Here is an 18,936-nt window from a genome sequence, read left to right as displayed (position 1 = left end):
AAAACTATATAAATTGTATAGGAAGAATAAAATGCCTAAACGTCAAGATATTAAATCAATTCTCATCATTGGAGCGGGACCGATTGTGATCGGACAAGCATGTGAATTTGACTATTCTGGAACTCAAGCCTGTAAAGCACTAAAGGAAGAAGGGTATAGAATTATTCTTATTAATTCCAATCCCGCTACCATCATGACAGATCCAGATCTGGCAGATGCTACTTATACCGAACCTATTACTCCTGAAGTTGTGACAAAGATTATAGAGAAAGAACGCCCTGATGCAATCCTCCCAACGACAGGAGGGCAAACTGCCCTTAACACAGCGCTTTCACTAAAACGAATGGGAGTTCTGGATCGTTATGGGGTTGAAATGATTGGAGCCAAGCCAGATACCATTGACAAAGCTGAAGATAGAGCCCTTTTTAGCAAAGCAATGAAAAATATACCCCTTGCAACTCCAAAATCAATTCTTGCAAACGCCACCGATGTTAAAAATAACGATCGTAAGCTTCATGAGGCAGAACGAGAAAATCTTAAAAAAAATCTTTCAAAAGAAGAGCTTGATTCAGCATTATATGCACTTGAAATTAAATGGAATCTAGAAGAAAACGCTAGGAAACATCGTTATATTTGCCATGCAATGGCCATTGCCGTACAAGCCCTTGATGAGATCGGACTTCCTCTTATCATCCGCCCTTCTTTTACCCTTGGCGGAACAGGTGGTGGTATAGCTTATAATCGTTCAGAATTTTTTGAAATCGTTGAAAATGGACTTCACGCTTCTCCAACCACTGAAGTTTTAATAGAAGAATCTGTCCTCGGATGGAAAGAATATGAATTTGAAATGATTCGTGACAAAAAAGACAATTGCATTGTTGTCTGTTCAATTGAAAACATTGATCCGATGGGCGTCCATACTGGAGATTCAATTACTGTCGCGCCGGCCTTAACCTTAACGGATAAAGAATATCAACTAATGCGCAATGCTGCAATTGCCGTACTCAAAGAAATTGGAGTGGAAACTGGAGGAGCAAATGTACAGTTTGCTGTTAATCCCAAAGACGGGAAAATGGTTGTAATTGAAATGAATCCAAGGGTATCTCGCTCTTCAGCTTTAGCCTCTAAGGCAACAGGCTTCCCTATTGCAAAAATTGCAGCAAAACTAGCTGTTGGCTATACCTTAGATGAACTTGGAAATGATATTACAGGAGGCAAGACTCCCGCTTCTTTTGAGCCTTCGATAGACTACATAGTGACGAAAATACCACGATTCGCTTTTGAAAAATTCCCAGGGGCAGATACAACTTTAACGACCTCAATGAAATCCGTAGGAGAAGTTATGGCGATAGGCCGTAGTTTCCCCGAATCTCTACAAAAGGCATTGCGAGGACTGGAAACTGGACTCACTGGATTAGATGAAATTCAGATACCCTCAATGGAATCAGCCAACGATCAAAATGCAATTCGTGCCGCTATTAGCATACCATCCCCAGATAGATTGCGTATGGTCGCGCAGGCACTGCGTTTAGGGATGAGCGTAGAAGAAACACACCAAGGCTGTAATATTGATCCTTGGTTTATTCAACAAATCAAAATGATCGTTGATATGGAACATCGCATTTGTGAACAGGGGATTCCAAAAGATTTTCATAATTTTCACACTATCAAAGCAATGGGATTTTCTGACGCTAGATTATCACTCTTATCTGGCATTTCTATCCATGAAATAAGAGAGATGCGGAATAAATTAAATGTACACCCTGTTTTCAAATGCATTGATACTTGTGCTGGCGAATTTTTATCTCCTACGTCTTACATGTATTCTACATATGAAAAAAAATTTATCAATCAAGCGATGTCTGAAGATAAAGTTTCCGATCGCAAGAAAATTGTCATTCTTGGAGGGGGACCTAATCGCATTGGACAAGGAATTGAATTTGACTATTGTTGTTGCCACGCTACTTTTTCTTTAAAAGAAGCAGGATTTGAAACCATTATGATCAATTGCAATCCTGAAACCGTATCTACAGATTATGATATAGCAGACAGATTATATTTTGAATCCCTTACTGAAGAAGACGTTCTTGAAGTTTTGCGTATAGAACAACAAAAAGGCGAGCTAATAGGTGTAATCGTACAATTTGGAGGGCAAACACCATTAAAACTCGCTCAAGCACTTGAAAAAAATCAAATCCCTATCCTTGGAACACAACCCGATTCTATCGATTTAGCTGAAGATCGTGATCGTTTCCAAAAATTATTAATGAAATTAAATCTCAATCAACCTAAAAATGGCATTTCTCATTCAGTAGAACAAGCGCGAATAATCGCACGTGAGATTGGATTTCCTTTTTTGATTCGCCCATCTTATGTATTAGGTGGTCGTGCTATGCAGATTATCTACTCTGAAAACATGTTGCAAGATTATCTCCTCGAAACGGTCCCTGAACTTGTTTCAGAAGAGATAAAAAGACAATATCCTAATGATAAAACAGGACAAATTAATACCCTTTTAGGGAAAAATCCTTTATTGTTTGATAGCTACTTGTCTGACGCTATAGAAATAGATGTAGATGCCTTATGCCAAAAAGATCAAGTTATCGTAGTTGGAATTATGGAACATATCGAAGAAGCAGGAATTCACTCTGGAGATTCTGCCTGTTCTTTGCCATCTCGCTCACTCTCAAAACAACTTAAAGATGAATTAATTTCCCAAACTAAAGCTTTAGCTTGTTCATTAAATGTTGTAGGATTAATCAACGTCCAGTATGCCATAAAAGATGGAAAAATTTATATCATAGAAGTTAATCCTCGTGCATCACGTACAGTACCTTTTATTGCTAAAGCAATTGGCTTTCCAATCGCAAAAGTTGCCGCCCGTATTATAGCGGGTGAAAGCCTTGATTCAGCTATAGAAGCATACGGGGAAAGACCAGATCTATCCAAAATAAAACATTTTGCAGTGAAAGAGTCGGTTTTCCCTTTCAATAAATTTCTAGGAGTTGACATCCTTCTCGGCCCTGAGATGCGCTCAACTGGAGAAGTCATTGGCATGGATCGCGATTTTCCTCTAGCATTTGCAAAATCACAATTAGGAGCCGGAGTTGACCTTCCCCGTGAAGGAACCGTGTTCGTTTCCGTTCGTGATGCGGATAAAAAGCGCATTGTTCCCATTATAAGAACCTTTCAGAATCTAGGATTTAAAATCATGGCAACTGAAGGAACAGCCCGTTTTTTAGATTCCCAAGGGCTAGAAACACAAAAAATCAATAAAGTGCTAGAAGGAAGGCCTCATATTGACGATGCCATTAGCAATCGCCAAGTACATTTAGTAATTAATACGACAGAAGGCAAAAAAGCTATTGAAGATTCCAAGTCTCTGCGAAGGTCAACCTTGGTAAGGAAAATACCATATTATACAACTATAGCGGGGGCAGAAGCGGTGTCTCAAGCTATTCAAGCACTCAAAGAAGGCACTCTTGAAGTTTACAGTCTACAAAGCTATCGTTATAACTAATCAGGGAATTAATTTAGAATTATATTCTTTGTAGGAAAAGGATATATTTTATACTGCATTTTATATCTTATAATAGAAAAATCAGGAGGCTTTGAATAAAAAAATATAATACGTTACACATGCTCCTTATGTAAGTGGCATTTTTATTACGAGGATAACAATTATGGTAGATAAAATTCCTGTAACATCTAAAGGATTTGATAAAATACAGCAAGAATTACGGTGGAGACAACAAGAAGAACGCCCGAGAATTATCAAAGCTATATCGGAAGCTCGTTCGTATGGAGACCTCTCAGAAAATGCTGAGTATCAGGCAGCAAAAGAATTACAAAGCATGAATGAAGGAAGAATAGCAGAGCTTGAAAACATCACAACATGCGCAGAAGTAATTGATATTTCTAAAATGTCAGGCTCTAAAGTTGCATTTGGCGCTACTGTTTCACTTGTAGACGAAACCTCAGGAGATAAAAAAAATTATCAAATTGTTGGAGATCAAGAAGCAGATGTGCAATCTGGACTCGTTTCGATATCATCCCCGATAGCAAGGGCCCTTATTGGGAAAGAATTAGGTGATACCGTCTCGGTTAACGCTCCAGGAGGACAAAAAAATTATGAAATTCTTCAGGTCCTATGGATCTAATGGTAAGCCACGATCTTCATACCAATCAATTGATATGAGCAACATTGATGTTATTACTCCTAATCTTAAAATCAGACATTCAGGCGTTACTTCGACTATATTTGGACTTTATCCGATACAGCGGAAAATCGGACAACGCTTAGTTGTTTTTGGATATTTTTTACCAAAAAATATCGCCAGCATTGGCATATCTTCACTTCTAGCCTGCTGGCGAAGACCGATAAGCCAAAAAAATCGTATTTGGCATGCGCGTCGTCATAATGAAATGCTCCTAGGTATTGTTATGCGTGATGTACTACGTATGCCACTAAAACTGGTTTTTACAACATCTAAACAGCGGAAAAATTCCAAATGGGGCGAATTTCTTACTTCTCGTATGGATGCGGTGATTGCCACTAGCAAAAAATCTGCATACTCTACTAATTGCCCTAACACCATCATCATGCATGGTGTTAACACGGAACGTTTTCATCCTACAAACAATAAAAAAGAAGCACGCCGCAAAATACAAATGCCAGAAAATGCAAAACTTATTGGGTGTTTTGGAAGAATACGTAAGCTCAAAGGAACAGATTTATTCGTCGATTGCATGATTAATCTACTGCCTCATCATCCAGAGTGGATAGCGCTAATTGTTGGAAGGACAACCTTAAAACATTGTAGATTTAAAAAAAATATCCAAAAACGTATCTACGAAGCTGGATTAGAAAAACGAATATTATTCATAAACGAACAATACTTAATAGATTCTTGGTATCGTGCATTAGATATTTTTGTATCACCTTCATTATCCGAAGGATTTGGATTAACTCCTTTAGAAGCAATGGCAAGTGGCGTGCCAGTAGTTGCCTCTGACGTTGGGGCTTTTACAGAATTATTGGATCCAGAAAATACAAAAGCTGGCATAATATTCCCACCAGGCGATCTGCACGAAATGGAAAAAGCAATCTTATACTTCATGAAATCAGACAATATAATGTCGGATACTGGTAATCGGGGAAGAGAACGTGCCGTAAAACACTTTTCTATTGAAAAAGAGGCTCTTAAAATCGGGGAAGTATATGATACCCTTTAAAAAAATAAAGGCTATTCTTAACTAATCTCATATATTTTTTTATACCCCACTCAATCCATCTTCTCCTATATAAACAATTCGTAACATGTTAGTTGAGCCAGATGTTCTTAACGGTAGCCCTGCAGAAATTATTATACGATCTCCTGGCTTCCCAAATCCTTGTTCTACAACAATACGACAGGCACGATTTACCATATCATCAAAACCAGAGGCGTCTTCAGTTACCACACAATGGACTCCCCACACGAGAGAGAGCCTACGTGCCGTTCGAATAACCGGAGATAATGCTACTATTGCTAGTTTTGGACGCTCACGTGCAGTTCGCAATCCCGTCTGACCAGAAGCAGTATAACAAACAATAGCCGACAAACGTAGTGTTTCCGCTATTTGACGCGCAGCCGACGATATAACATCCGCACCTGTTTCATTAGGCTCAATTTTACGAAGAGATCTCATATCTAACCAACTTGGATCTTTTTCAGCAGAAGCTGCAACCAATGCCATCATCTTTACCGCATCAACAGGATAAGATCCTGAAGCAGTTTCTGCCGACAACATAATCGCATCCGCTTCTTCAAATACAGCAGTCGCTACATCAGAAACTTCAGCACGTGTAGGAACGGGAGAGCTTATCATGGATTCAAGCATCTGAGTTGCTATAACAATCGGCTTTCCTAATTGACGCGCAATTCGAATCAATTTTTTTTGAATACCTGGAATTGATTCAAGTGGCATTTCTACCCCAAGATCTCCCCGCGCCACCATAACTGCATCTGATAATTTAATTATTTCCGTCGCATAATCAATAGCTTGTGATTTCTCTATCTTTGACATCAAACCTATTTGTTGTGGCGAAATAATTTTACGGATTTCCACTAAATCCTCAGTAGATTGAATAAAAGAAAGAGCGACCCAATCCACTTCAAAAGTTTGTAATGCAGCGTCGAGATCCTCACGATCTTTGGGAGTCAATGCCTGAGTTGTCAAAAGCGTATCTGGGAAAGAAATCCCTTTGCGATCAGAAATAGACGCGCCAGAAACCACTTCACATTTTATGAAATCGCTACCTGTCCCCTTCACGCATAGTTTTACCTTGCCATCATCAATCAGCAAGCGATCCCCGACCTTGACCGATTCAAAAACCTCTGCATGCGGGAGAAAAACACGATCAACATTCCCAAGAGAATCTTTATTGTCCAAAGTAAAATTCTGCCCCTGTTTTAAATAGATTTTAGAACCTTCAAATTTCCCAACACGAAATTTAGGCCCTTGCAAATCTATTAAAATACCAACAGGACGTCGAGATTGTGATTCTACTACTCGAATCTTCCGTATAAGATCACGCATTTTCTCATGACTAGTATGACTCATATTTATACGAAATAAATCTGTGCCCTCTTCATGCAAACGACGAATTAAATCTTCTGAAAAAGATGCGGGACCTAGTGTGGAAATAATTTTAATTCTACGCAAACTTTGCATTTATTACATCCTATTCTAAGGAAGATTCAGTTAGTTGAACTGTCCAACTCTCGTGTTGCCCTGTATCATATTCGATAAAGCTAGCCCTTAAATAGCCACGAGCATAACAATCCTTTATATCAACAATAGTAAATTCATCTTCTCCTACACACATTTGAACGTTTCCAAGCCAACGCTCTCCATGTGAAATTCCTTCGACATGTAAATAATAATACCGCGAACTCAAAGCACCTTCTATGATAGTCTCACAAGAATTTTTAGGGATATGCCACCATCCTTGCGTCGTCCAATGCCCATTTGACAACGGATATCCTATAGCTACACCGATTAAATTTTTAGTACCATTACAAACCCGAAAGCCAGCGTACGATACGCTTGAAAAAATAATCATAGTTCCAAGAAAAATACATATCAAAAAACCACGAATCATGCGAAAAACCTATGATACAATCAGACCAGAACAAAACAATCAGTATTCATGCTGATTTGTATTATCGCAGCATTGACAAACAAATGTCAACGCTACTCAACTATGTCATCACTGCAATCTTAGAGTTTTCCCGCAATGATTTTTCAATAAATATTTTTTTTAAAAGCAAGAGTATCCTCATTAATAATAGCTTTTTACCTATAAAATTATTAGATCATTATCTATAACCGAGCAAACAAAAATATGAAATATCTAAAGCTCATAATTTATCTTCAGAAATATATTCATAGCAACATTATAATGTTCAAAATTCCAAAAAAGGAAGCATTGCAAATGCTATCTTAAAGCAATATTCTCTAGGAATTGCATTGATATTCGTCAGTAGAAATATTAATACGTAAACACATAGCTAATTTTATGTTTGTTACAATAAAGATAGGCTCTCTTCACTGAAGATGGGCGGATTACTAATTAGATTTTTTTAGTTACTATATTGAGGATTATTGAATACAATGTTTGTACATTTCTATCCTTTAAGATTCACTCTTGCTCCAAAGACACAATTCAGATCCGTTTTTATTCATTAAGTGTTATTAACTGTCTGTTGCTCAGTCAAAGATCACAACGTTATCCCAAATCCCAGTGTATTTTATAACTATGGGAAAGATGTTTTTAATAATGACTTGATTGTTTTGAAAGAAGAGTTTGTTCAATGAATTAGATTTGCATCTGCAACAATATAAAAAGTAAAACAAGGCCTTTGATAATCATGACCAAATTTTCACATGAAAAGATATGGGAAGCAATAGATCAGATGGCAAAACGCCATAATCTGACCCCCTCGGGTCTTGCTCGAAAAGCGGGATTAGACCCAACTTCCTTTAACAAATCCAAAAGATTCGGAGTTGAAGGGCGCAATCGATGGCCTTCAACAGAATCAATCTCTAAAATACTAGAGGCCACAAATGAAACAATCTGTCAATTCTTTGGCATTCTATTCCTTGAAGAGAAAAATATCGAAAAGAAAGAAAAGGAAATTCCTCTTTTAGATTTTCCCCCAAGCGAATCAAGTGGTTTTTTTGATAGCGGAGGATTCCCTGCTGGAAACAAATGGAATACCGTAGGCGTTCCTGAAATACGATCACCTCATAATGGAATATATGCGATTCAAATACAAGATACTAGTATGCTACCATTATATAGAAAAGGAGATATCCTCATTTTAAATGCTGCTATACAGGTAAATTGTGGCGATAGGGTGTTGATAAAACCTCATGAAGGTGATATAGAAGCCAAAGTGCTGATCAGTCAACGCGGAAGATCAATTGATCTTATGTCGTTGAATTGTTGCTATCCCGTGGATACCATTGATGCTTCTGACATAGAATGGATTGCGAAGATATTGTGGGCAAGTCAGTGAGCAAATAAGGGCTATTAAGAAATATTTGAGCGCCTTTGCTTAAAATCATCGTTTATTTGAAAAATTTTCGATACCTAGATTTCTTATTATATTTTCTAAGCCCCTTTTTTCAGGTTAATTGATATACGACTTGGTGAAGACTTCAGAACTTCTATCCACTTAGCATATATAGGACTAGCAATGAATACCTCTCAAAAACCCAATTACTCTAGTACATTGTTTCTACCTAAAACCGACTTTCCTATGCGTGCACAATTGCCCCAAAAAGAGCCAAAATTAATCGCTCATTGGAAAGAAATTCGCCTATTTGATAAACTACGCGAGAATGCAGTTGATCGTAAAAAGTTCGTATTACACGATGGCCCCCCCTATGCCAATGGGCATCTCCACATAGGACATGCATTAAATAAGATACTCAAAGACGTCGTAGTTCGCTCATTTCAAATGAGAGGATTTGATGCTTGTCTTGTTCCAGGATGGGACTGTCATGGACTTCCAATTGAGTGGAAGGTAGAAAGTGAATATCTTGCGCAAGGGAAAAATAAAGATATAGTCCCCGTTAATGAATTTCGCCAAGAATGTCGTAATTATGCTAGAGAATGGGTTAAAATTCAGTCAGAAGAGTTTGAAAGATTAGGTGTCGTAGCAGATTTTGAAAATCCTTATACCACAATGGACAACAAATCAGAATCCCTCATCGCATCTGAACTCCTGAAGTTTGCCACAACCCACCAAATATATCGTGGCGTCAAACCTGTTATGTGGTCCATTGCGGAACAAACTACCTTAGCAGAAGCAGAAATTGAATATCATAATGTTGATACCGATTCTATTGTGGTAGGATTCTCTATAAAATCAGCTCCTGATTATTTACGCGAAGCACAAATCGTAATTTGGACGACAACACCGTGGACGATTCCTGGAAACAGAGCCATCGCTTTTTCATCACACCATCAATATGGGCTCTATAAGGTGCTTTCTTCCGACGAAACACATACGTTTGATATAGAAAAAAACCTTGTTCTTTCTAAGAATCTTGCCCAAGAAATCGCAAGTCAAACTAAAATAACCATAGAATTAGTGTGCGAGGTAAAAGCCGAAGATTTGTCTAAGGTAACCTGTTCTCACCCCTTAGAAAAACTTGGTTATACTTGTTCCGTACCTCTAATTGATGCCGATTACGTTGCAAATAATTTAGGAACAGGATTCGTACACGTGGCTCCTAGCCACGGAGTTGATGATTTTGATATATGGAACAAAGCAAAAAACGTTCTTCAATCATGTTCAATCGACACAAGGATTCCATCTCCTGTAGACGAGAGAGGTTTCTATACAAAAGACGCCCCAGGATTTGTTGGAGCCCGCGTCCTAGATGATATGGGAGAAAAAGGGAATGCTAATGAGGAAGTTATAATTGCTTTAATCAATGCCCATGCCCTCCTGAATCGACAAGTCATAAAACATTTATATCCTCATTCATGGAGATCTAAAAAGCCCATAATATTTAGAGCTATATCCCAGTGGTTCATACATGTGGATAAGAAGTTAGAAGATGGAAAAACATTGCGTTCTCGTGCGCTTGGAGAAATAGACAAAATACGATTTTTCCCTTCTGCGGGGAAGAACCGTTTGCGCTCTATGATAGAACAACGCCCCGATTGGGTTCTGTCTCGTCAGCGTCATTGGGGGGTTCCGGTTTGTTTGTTTTTCAATGAAGAGGGAGAAATTCTTCTAGATGAATCGGTGAATCGTCGTATTATCGAAACCTTTAAAGAGCAAGGGTCCGATGCATGGTTTGCTGAAAATATAAGAGACTTCTTCCTTGGCGAAAGAGCTTCAGAACCTTGGATACAATCAATGGACATCTTAGATGTATGGTTTGATTCTGCTTGTACACATGCCATAACACTTGAAGAAAATCCAAAATTACAATGGCCAGCAAATGTATATTTAGAAGGATCGGACCAACATCGTGGCTGGTTTCAGCATTCATTATTGGAAAGCTGTGCAACACGTGGATCTACACCCTTTACCTCACTCATCACACATGGATTTGCCGTCGATGAAAATGGCGAAAAAATGTCTAAATCAAAGGGTAATGTTATTTTCCCCGATACAATAATTTCAGAATCAGGCGCTGATATACTGCGATTTTGGGTAGTAAATTCTGACTATCATGACGATCAACGCCTCGGGAAAAATATCATTCAAACTAATATTGATGCATATCGTAAGTTACGCAATACAATTCGTTGGATGCTAGGAGTGCTTGCACATGACACAGGAAAAGAACCGTCTCTTTCTGATGTACCTGAACTAGAACGTTTCATACTTCATCGTATTACCGAACTTGATCAAACGGTACGTGAAGCTTATGATAACTTTGATTTCAAGACGATCGTTCGTACTCTTATGAATTTTTCTAATTTTGAACTATCTTCTTTTTATTTTGATATACGTAAAGATTCGCTTTATTGCGATTCTCCTTCTAGTCTAAAACGTCTATCCAGTATTGCCGTAATACGGAAATTATGTCGCAGCTTGATACTTTGGCTCGCACCTATGTTGCCTTTTACCGCAGAAGAAGCATGGAGTTGCCTAGAATCAAACGCTTCTTCTGTGCATCTTGAGCAATTTCCTACAATACCGACAGAATGGAAAGATGCTGAACTATCAAAAAAATGGAATAGAATCCTTAAGTTGCGTAAAGTAGTAACGTCTGCTTTAGAAATAGAAAGAAAGGAAAAGCGTATTGGATCGTCCCTAGAAACTTCTCCTATTCTTTACATCACAGATTCATCTCTTATTGCTGATATAGAAGGACAGGATCTTGCTGAAATCTGCATAACATCAGATGTAACAGTCGTCCATAGCGAAGGACCCTCTGATGCGTTTCGTCTACTCGGTGTTTCACAGGTTAGCATCGAATGCAAAAAAGCAATAGGCAAAAAATGTGCTCGATCTTGGCGTATTACTCAAGACGTCGGATCAGATTCATCGTATCCAGATGTATCTGCCCGTGATGCAGCCGTGTTACATGAATTAGGGTATCCTAAAAATTGAAGAATTTAAATTATTATTCAATTCTTGAATTGTATGCAAAAAAAAATTTTGGCATGAATTATGCGTTTCACAAATTCAAATAGTATGGTTTGCAAGTTGAATTTTTTGATCTAAAAAATCGGAAAAGAACGATAATAAATATTTATTTTCAACAATGTATACGACTATTTTGAATTTGTGTTATTACGCTATCATCCAATAATATGCGACCTTGATAAGGGGCAATTTTAGCATGAGGAATTTCTAATTCTTCCAGTCCCATACATTTAATTAGTGTACTTGCGACTGAATTACTATTCTCACCCATCCCTAAAAAAGGATAAGGAAGATATTTTTCATTAAGAATATCTTTTGCACGCAGTGCCAAATGCCATTTACGCATGACATACTCTTTAGTCGACGAGAACAATACTACCTGCTCTTGGTCTTCCCTATATAAATGCGGCGATTTAAATTCGAATACTTTCAACCTATCGGATCGAAGATAACCGATAGGTTTTATCTTCCCGTTTTTGTTGACAACAAGCCCGTCAAGCTCAGCAACAAATCTTTTATTGCTATCAAAAACAGTCAGTAGCCTATGAGCAAAGATCAACCCTATGTCCCATTGAGATAAGACTATGGTGTAGCCCTGAACATTACAATTACTTTCAGCTTTAACTACCATTTCATCATTCATCAGGATCATTATAATAACATACTGGTTTTATTTAAGTAAAATAATTAATATAAATATACACTTTATCTAATTGATACACTAAGTATTTGCGTATTTTATCATCAAAGATTTCTATATTGTTTTGTTTGTCGCTACTCATGATAACATGTGCATACTTCATAACTGTATTTAAGAATAAGAATGTAGAAAAACAGTATAATTTCGTATTCTAATCCCATCTCCCCTTTCTTTGTTGTGATATAATTATTCATTTGAATAAACTCTAGTTAAATTAAATTATCATTACATACAAAGAGATAGTTTTCAGAATTTAAAAATTATTCTCTATATAACTAATAATAAAAAAAAAGTAAAAAGATGATTATAATAATATTATAATTGTTTTCCTTTTCTTTCTACAAAGCTACATTTTCGCCAAATAACGATAGAAAGATCTTTTTTCATGGAATTAACAAAAGTATTGTCGACAATATAAACGAAAATAATTTATTTAAAAATACACATAATTACTATCAAAAGGTAAATTACTTGTATATGTTTAGTAAACTATGTTTGCATAATAAATTATTATTTGAATAAAAAAACGTATATAATATACTTAAATTTTATTTTAATTTATATTTTTTATTTTAAGGAATTATTACTTATGCTTATTTCAAAAACTAATAATAGTTTAGTCTCAATCCTCCCTGAAAAGGAAACAAATAAAAAAAATTATAATCCTAATCTTGATAGCAAAGATCTCTCTAATGCACCATTAAACAAAATAAGTACTTTGGAGAGTATCGCAAAAAAATCTCTTATAGCTGCAATTCCTATTTACGGGACCATCCAAGCCTTTAAAGAGAAAGAATCCGGATGGGGCATATTAGGAATCACAACCGATGTCTTAACCCTTATAGGTATCGGATATGGTATTAAAGGAGCCGCTGCTTTAATACGAGGAAGTAGCGCAGCTGCTACCGCAGCTATGGCTGCCGGAACATCCACGGCCATAGAGGGAGGCAATGCTTTAATTAAAAGTAGCGCTGTACTTGTAGAAAGCAAAAATACCCTGAAACACACAGATATGGGTGCCAATACAATACATATAGATTCCTTGGCTCAGAATTCAAGCAAATCTATAGGAACTATTATTCCTGTAGTGAGCGAAAATCCCAGATTAAAAAAAATTGCGACTAACTATTTTTATGATTTTAAATTATTAAGTCCTAACAAAGCCTATAAGGGATTGCGTGATGCAAGCAAAGCGTCTGAATTTATAGTAAATGGGAAAAAAATTAATATCGATACCCCCGAAAAAATGTTAGAAAATCTCAAGGAAATATTTCCTAATGATTTTGAAAAAGTTCAACTTATATCTTGTTATGCACACGAAGGTATATTTGACGCTCCATTTACGCATAAACTATTCTCCATTAACAATCCGAAAAACTATACGGGAGTAAAAACGTATAATTCTTATAAATTTGATGCCCTAGAAGATGGAACAATAAATTTTTCGGCGACATATAAAGGAAATTTTTCTCCAGTAGATGGATCTCCTAGTACCCATGGTTATGGAGTCAAAGTTGATGGAATTCTATCCAAACAATCTATTCCAGAGCTTCATTTCACACCTATTATTGAAAATTTAAATTCTAATCTAGATTAGAATTTAAAAGAAACGCTATACAGCGAATTATACTTAAATAAGTACATTGCAATAGAGTCCTAAAAAATAATTAGGATTCTTTTGCAAGTGCATTTTTTTATATTAATAAAATAAATTATATATTTAAAATAAAAACAAACTAACGTTTAATATTAAAACAAATATTAATTTTTTTTAATATTAAACAATAAAAAGTAAATGCATTAGATACTTTTTAAAAACTATACTTATAAAAAAAATATACTTTATATAAAAAAATATTTATAATCTCATTAAAATTTATTTTAATTTTTATTTTTATTTTTATTTTTATTTTTAAGGAATTATTACTATGAATTTTCCAGGAATTGACAATAATACAAATCCATCCCCTCCTGTGCAAGAGTTAAAAAATGCCCTTGCTCCTCAAGCAGAAAAAATATCTCTACATCCAAATCCACCAAACGATGCAAAAAGTCTTTTGGATATAGAAAAGCCTTCTTCTTCTTCTAGCAAAATAGGCGAAACCGCAAAAGAGGCTCTTTTAAGTCTTATCCCTATTTATGGAACAATCCAATCATTTAAAAAAGGTGAAATAGGATGGGGCATATTCGGAGCGATAACTGATGTTCTCACTCTTGTGCCAGTTGTAGGATATGGAGCAAAAATGGTAGGTGCTTTAGCGCGTGGAGGGAATGCTGCAATAAAAATCAGCAAAGCCGGGGCCATAGCTGCTAGCGCTACTGCTAGTACATATGCAGCAGCGACAAGAGGAGGTGCTGCTCTTGCAGACGGGGCATTGATCACTAAATATGCAATGGAAGGGGAATCTGCTTTTAATGCTGGATCTGCCACTGTTAAAGCAACATCTTCTACATTGTATGAAAGCAACGTTATCACTAAAGCTGCTGAGTCGACTCACAGCACATTAGATAAAGCTGCAATATTACCTATTTCTAAAAATACTATAAAAACCAGCGTCAATACCGCTGAAATGGATAAAATTGCAGCAAAAGTAGTGGAACAATCTACAAAAAAAACAACTTTATCCAATAAAAAAACCATCAAGCAAGCCTCTAAAAAATTTTTTATTGCATCCTTACGTGCAGTAGATCCCGGATTAGAGCTCTTATATCAAGGGGGAAAAGCAGCTATAAGAAAATCAAGATCTATTCCTGAAAAAATTATGAAAACTTCACACTCACTCCCAAAGAACACATGGAAAAATATCGATTCAATCCCCAGTGAATACAAAATGGTTTCATTGTCTGATGAATCTTTATTCCGAAACTTCAAACAGTTAAATAAAAACGAATTAGATCAGCAATTTTTACTTGATCTAAATCGTGCTGAATATATCATAAATGGGAAAAATATGAGAGATACAAATCAGAAATCTCAGCTAGCTTATCTTCAAAAAACATTTGCCAATGATCCTCAAAAACTTCAAATCATTTCCGCCTATGCTCACCAAGGTATTTTCGCTGACGGAATAAGTTATCTCATGGAAACAATACCTAACATGCTATCCTATGGATCAAAAAATGGGAAAACTACTTTTCAAATTAATACTCTAGGAGAAGAAGGAGTGAGATTATCTGCTAAATATACAGCGTCATTGGTTACTGAAAACCAGGCCATAAAAAACCCATTGCGTGAATACGGGCTGAAAATAGATACAATTCTTTTCCCGAATAAAGCTCCACAATTTACACAATACTTTTATACAAAGGGAAAAATTTTTTAAACATTATAGTAAGCACAAGCCATATCCCATTGGATATGGCTTGTGTACATGCAAAAACAGGACAATAGAATAAACGTGTATTCTTATTGAACCAAGGAAAAAAATTGATATGTCGTAATTAATTGGCGATTCTAATAGTAAAAAATAGCAAAATACTTATTAAGTATTATTCTTAATAATATATTATAGTCATTTAATTGCATTATTCAGAATATATTTATCATACTACTTATTGTTCATATAACATGGGAATTTATTGCCAAATATTTTCCCAATATAATAATTTCATTTTTTGCAACACTAATACAAACTAAAATATTTCAAATTATGCACCATAGCAAATACTTAAAAATACGCAATACGGAACAATATTAAGTATTTTATATTCCATTTTATATCTTTTGATTGAATATATCCTGAACACAAGATAAAATATTTATCAACTATATAACGCTAGATAGAGGCAGGATTTTATTGGTATCTATTAAAAAATAGAAGCAAGAACTGACATTGTCTACAACTATGATTTAGAAAAAGGTCTTTCCCGTTTTGATTTAAAAAATAGAAAAGATAAACTTGAAAAATATAATAAATAAGTTTTAGGCTAGTGGTATGAATAAAAAAGAGAAACAATTCAACATTACATTTCCTTCTACCAACTATATGCGATACTCAATCATAAACCTGCCCATAGTATTTTTAGGTGCATTTTTCTTTATTTTATCCATAATATTTATCATTTTTAGAGATTTCTTAGATAACAACATAGTGCTGGGACTACTGGGTCTTCTTGTGTCCATTGGGGTATTGTTATTGGTATTTCTTGCAATTAACTCCCTTGAAATGATAATGAAGCCGTCTATCCCTCTCGAAAAGGTTTTTATGGATACTGATCCAGAGGGAATATTGATTACAAATGAACGTGGACACATAATGTATGCTAATAATGCATATAACTCACTTACTAATGTTGATTGGAATAAAAGGATAAAATCACTAGAAAGCCTTCTCTCTCGCAATCAAGAAGCTGGAGAAGCACTATATCGCCTTACCAATAATTTACGCGTTAAAAAAGAAGGAAAAGAAGAGTTTCGTTTAATGCACTCTCTAAAAAATCATTCTCAGAATTTAGGCCCTCATTGGTATCGTCTGAAAGCGCGTATCTTACCCGTTTCATTACATAAAGAAAAAGCTCTATATGCATGGCGTATCACTGATATTACCTCTGAGCGCAAGGATCAAGAAAAGTTTTTTCGAGAATTACAAAATGCTATCGATTATCTTGACCATTCTCCTGTAGGCTTTATGTCTGCCGATCATCAGGGGAAAATATTATATATTAATGCCACCCTTGCAGAGTGGATTGGTATTGACCTTACTACATTTACCTCAAGATCAATATCTATAGGTGACATTACAGCAGGAGAAGGCCTTTCCCTTATTCAAGCTGTTCAAGCAGAACCAGACAATCAAAAGACTGTGACACTAGATCTAGATTTTCGCCGAATAGATAATGGACATGGATTGCCTGTAAAGCTTGTACATCATGTTCTTGCTTCGTGCGATGGAAAACCCGGAGAAAGCCGTACTGTTGTCGTCTCTCGTAAAAACTGCGATTTCAACGATCCATCTGGAACGATAGCAAATATGCGTTTTAACCGATTTTTTAATAATATACCTATGGCGATTGCTTCTATTGATAGAAAAGGGAGAATTCTTCGCACCAACGCACCTTTTCTTAAACTCTTCCCTAATGCCATAAAAAGCGATGGAACATCTAATGATATATTTTCTATCGTTCATAAAAATGAAAAAAGCAAGATTGTTGCCGCTCTTAATGATGCGAATAACCAAAAAAGTGATATACCTGCCATCGATTCCCCTCATCCAAAAGACGAAAATCGCCACTTTCGTTTTTATATAAATGCCACGCTTGATCGCAGTACAGAGGCGCCTGAAGAACACGCAATCCTATACACTGTCGAAATAACAGAGCAAAAAGCTCTAGAGGCACGTATGGCACAAACTCAAAAATTAAATGCCGTTGGAACATTAGCAGGGGGAATAGCACATGATTTTAATAATGTATTAACTGCAATTCTTCTGTCTTCTGATCATTTATTATTACAATCACGCTCCTCTGACGCTAGTTTTGCTGATTTAATGGAGATAAAACATAACGCTAATCGTGCCGCAATCCTAGTACGGCAATTACTTGCCTTCTCTCGAAAACAAACCATGTGTCTAGTTGTGCTCAATCTTACTGAGGTAATCAGTAATTTACGCATGATGATCCAAAAACTTATATCTGAACCTCCACAAGTAAAATTACATGTAGATTATGAACGCGACTTATGGGACGTGAAAACAGATTTATCTCAATTTGAACAAGTATTAGTGAACTTATGTGTTAATGCTCATCATGCCATAATGCTCAAAGAAAGTGGTTCCCTAACCATACGCACTCGCAATATCCCATCAACAGAAATACATTCTTTTAATTATTCCGATCTTCCAAAAAAAGACATGGTACTTGTAGAAGTAGAAGATACAGGCATAGGAATATCTTCTGATATTATGGAAAAAATATTTGAGCCATTTTTTACTACCAAAGAAGTAGGAAAAGGAACTGGGCTCGGACTTTCCGTAGTTTATGGAATAATACGGCAATCAGGAGGATACATATTACCTGAATCTGAAGTAGGAAAAGGAACTATATTCCGTATATTTTTGCCCCGACATGTTCAGGAAGATGTTCAACTATCTACTCACTCTCACGATATCACTATCAAACCACCAGAAGAATCCGCTGATCTGACAGGAAACTCAGCTATAGTCTTGCTTGTAGAAGATGAAGATTCTGTTCGACGTGGTAGCAAAAGAATGTTAGAAACACGTGGCTATACCGTTCATGAAGCGTGCTCTGGAACAGATGCGCTGAAGGTCATGGAAGAATTACAAGGAAAAGTTGACATTGTGGTCTCTGACGTAGTGATGCCCGAAATGGATGGACCAACACTACTCCGAGAATTGAGAAAAACATATCCTAATTTAAAATTTATCTTCATTTCAGGATATGCAGAAGATGCCTTTTCCAAAAATTTAGTTAAAGATGCTAAATTTAGCTTTTTATCAAAACCATTTTCGCTGAAACAACTAGCTACATCTGTTCACGAACTTCTTCAATCAGATTCTTAATACTTTTCTTTATGATAAATCAATCCTATGTTTTATAACCTCGTCATAA

Annotated in this window: 11 protein-coding genes; 8 read left to right on the top strand and 3 right to left on the bottom strand. The window is 36.1% G+C overall.

Annotation, left to right across the window (positions count from 1 at the left end; genetic code table 11):
- Positions 1 to 31 precede the first annotated feature (31 nt).
- From carB to CKC_RS01755, 3 genes are all read left to right on the top strand, one after another.
- A complete protein-coding gene (gene carB / locus CKC_RS01765) occupies positions 32 to 3,520 on the top strand; it encodes a carbamoyl-phosphate synthase large subunit (RefSeq protein ID WP_013461769.1) in 3,489 nt (1,162 codons plus the stop codon).
- Positions 3,521 to 3,683: 163 nt separating this feature from the next.
- Entirely contained in the window at positions 3,684 to 4,160 is a 477-nt protein-coding gene (gene greA, locus CKC_RS01760) for a transcription elongation factor GreA (protein ID WP_013461768.1), read from the top strand.
- A complete protein-coding gene (locus CKC_RS01755; protein ID WP_013461767.1) occupies positions 4,132 to 5,235 on the top strand; it encodes a glycosyltransferase family 4 protein in 1,104 nt (367 codons plus the stop codon). The genes greA and CKC_RS01755 overlap by 29 nt, the downstream gene beginning before the upstream one ends.
- A gap of 39 nt (positions 5,236 to 5,274) precedes the next feature.
- On the opposite strand, the gene pyk is transcribed toward CKC_RS01755, so the two are convergent.
- Positions 5,275 to 6,717 carry a pyruvate kinase gene (gene pyk / locus CKC_RS01750; protein WP_013461766.1) on the bottom strand — a complete coding sequence of 481 codons (1,443 nt, stop codon included), beginning with the start codon at positions 6,715 to 6,717 and terminating at the stop codon, positions 5,275 to 5,277.
- 10 nt (positions 6,718 to 6,727) lie between these two features.
- The gene (locus CKC_RS01745) at positions 6,728 to 7,147 is read right to left on the bottom strand and encodes a DUF1036 domain-containing protein (RefSeq protein ID WP_013461765.1); all 420 of its coding nucleotides are present in this window, start codon (positions 7,145 to 7,147) and stop codon (positions 6,728 to 6,730) included.
- A gap of 769 nt (positions 7,148 to 7,916) precedes the next feature.
- Between CKC_RS01745 and CKC_RS01740 the strand changes: the two genes are divergently transcribed.
- Positions 7,917 to 8,567 carry a S24 family peptidase gene (locus CKC_RS01740; protein ID WP_013461764.1) on the top strand — a complete coding sequence of 217 codons (651 nt, stop codon included), beginning with the start codon at positions 7,917 to 7,919 and terminating at the stop codon, positions 8,565 to 8,567.
- 180 nt (positions 8,568 to 8,747) lie between these two features.
- Entirely contained in the window at positions 8,748 to 11,630 is a 2,883-nt protein-coding gene (ileS, locus tag CKC_RS01735) for an isoleucine--tRNA ligase (protein ID WP_013461763.1), read from the top strand.
- Positions 11,631 to 11,778: 148 nt separating this feature from the next.
- Here the strand turns inward: ileS and CKC_RS01730 are convergent, their stop codons facing one another.
- Positions 11,779 to 12,309, bottom strand: coding sequence for a hypothetical protein (locus CKC_RS01730; RefSeq protein ID WP_244391982.1), 531 nt, complete (start codon positions 12,307 to 12,309; stop codon positions 11,779 to 11,781).
- Between the two features lie 646 nt (positions 12,310 to 12,955).
- Here CKC_RS01730 and CKC_RS01725 point away from each other — a divergent pair.
- From CKC_RS01725 to cckA, 3 genes are all read left to right on the top strand, one after another.
- Positions 12,956 to 13,963, top strand: a complete 1,008-nt coding sequence (locus tag CKC_RS01725; RefSeq protein WP_013461761.1) for a hypothetical protein — start codon at positions 12,956 to 12,958, stop codon at positions 13,961 to 13,963.
- A 331-nt stretch (positions 13,964 to 14,294) separates the two neighbouring features.
- Positions 14,295 to 15,689, top strand: coding sequence for a hypothetical protein (locus CKC_RS01720; protein ID WP_013461760.1), 1,395 nt, complete (start codon positions 14,295 to 14,297; stop codon positions 15,687 to 15,689).
- Between the two features lie 612 nt (positions 15,690 to 16,301).
- A complete protein-coding gene (gene cckA, locus CKC_RS01715) occupies positions 16,302 to 18,887 on the top strand; it encodes a cell cycle histidine kinase CckA (protein WP_080550982.1) in 2,586 nt (861 codons plus the stop codon).
- Positions 18,888 to 18,936: the final 49 nt, after the last annotated feature.

This window comes from Candidatus Liberibacter solanacearum CLso-ZC1, from assembly GCF_000183665.1.
GTDB classification, from domain to species: Bacteria; Pseudomonadota; Alphaproteobacteria; order Rhizobiales; family Rhizobiaceae; genus Liberibacter; species Liberibacter solanacearum.
The sequence above is the reverse complement of the archived record's forward strand: the minus strand, read 5'-3'. Positions and strand labels throughout refer to the sequence as shown.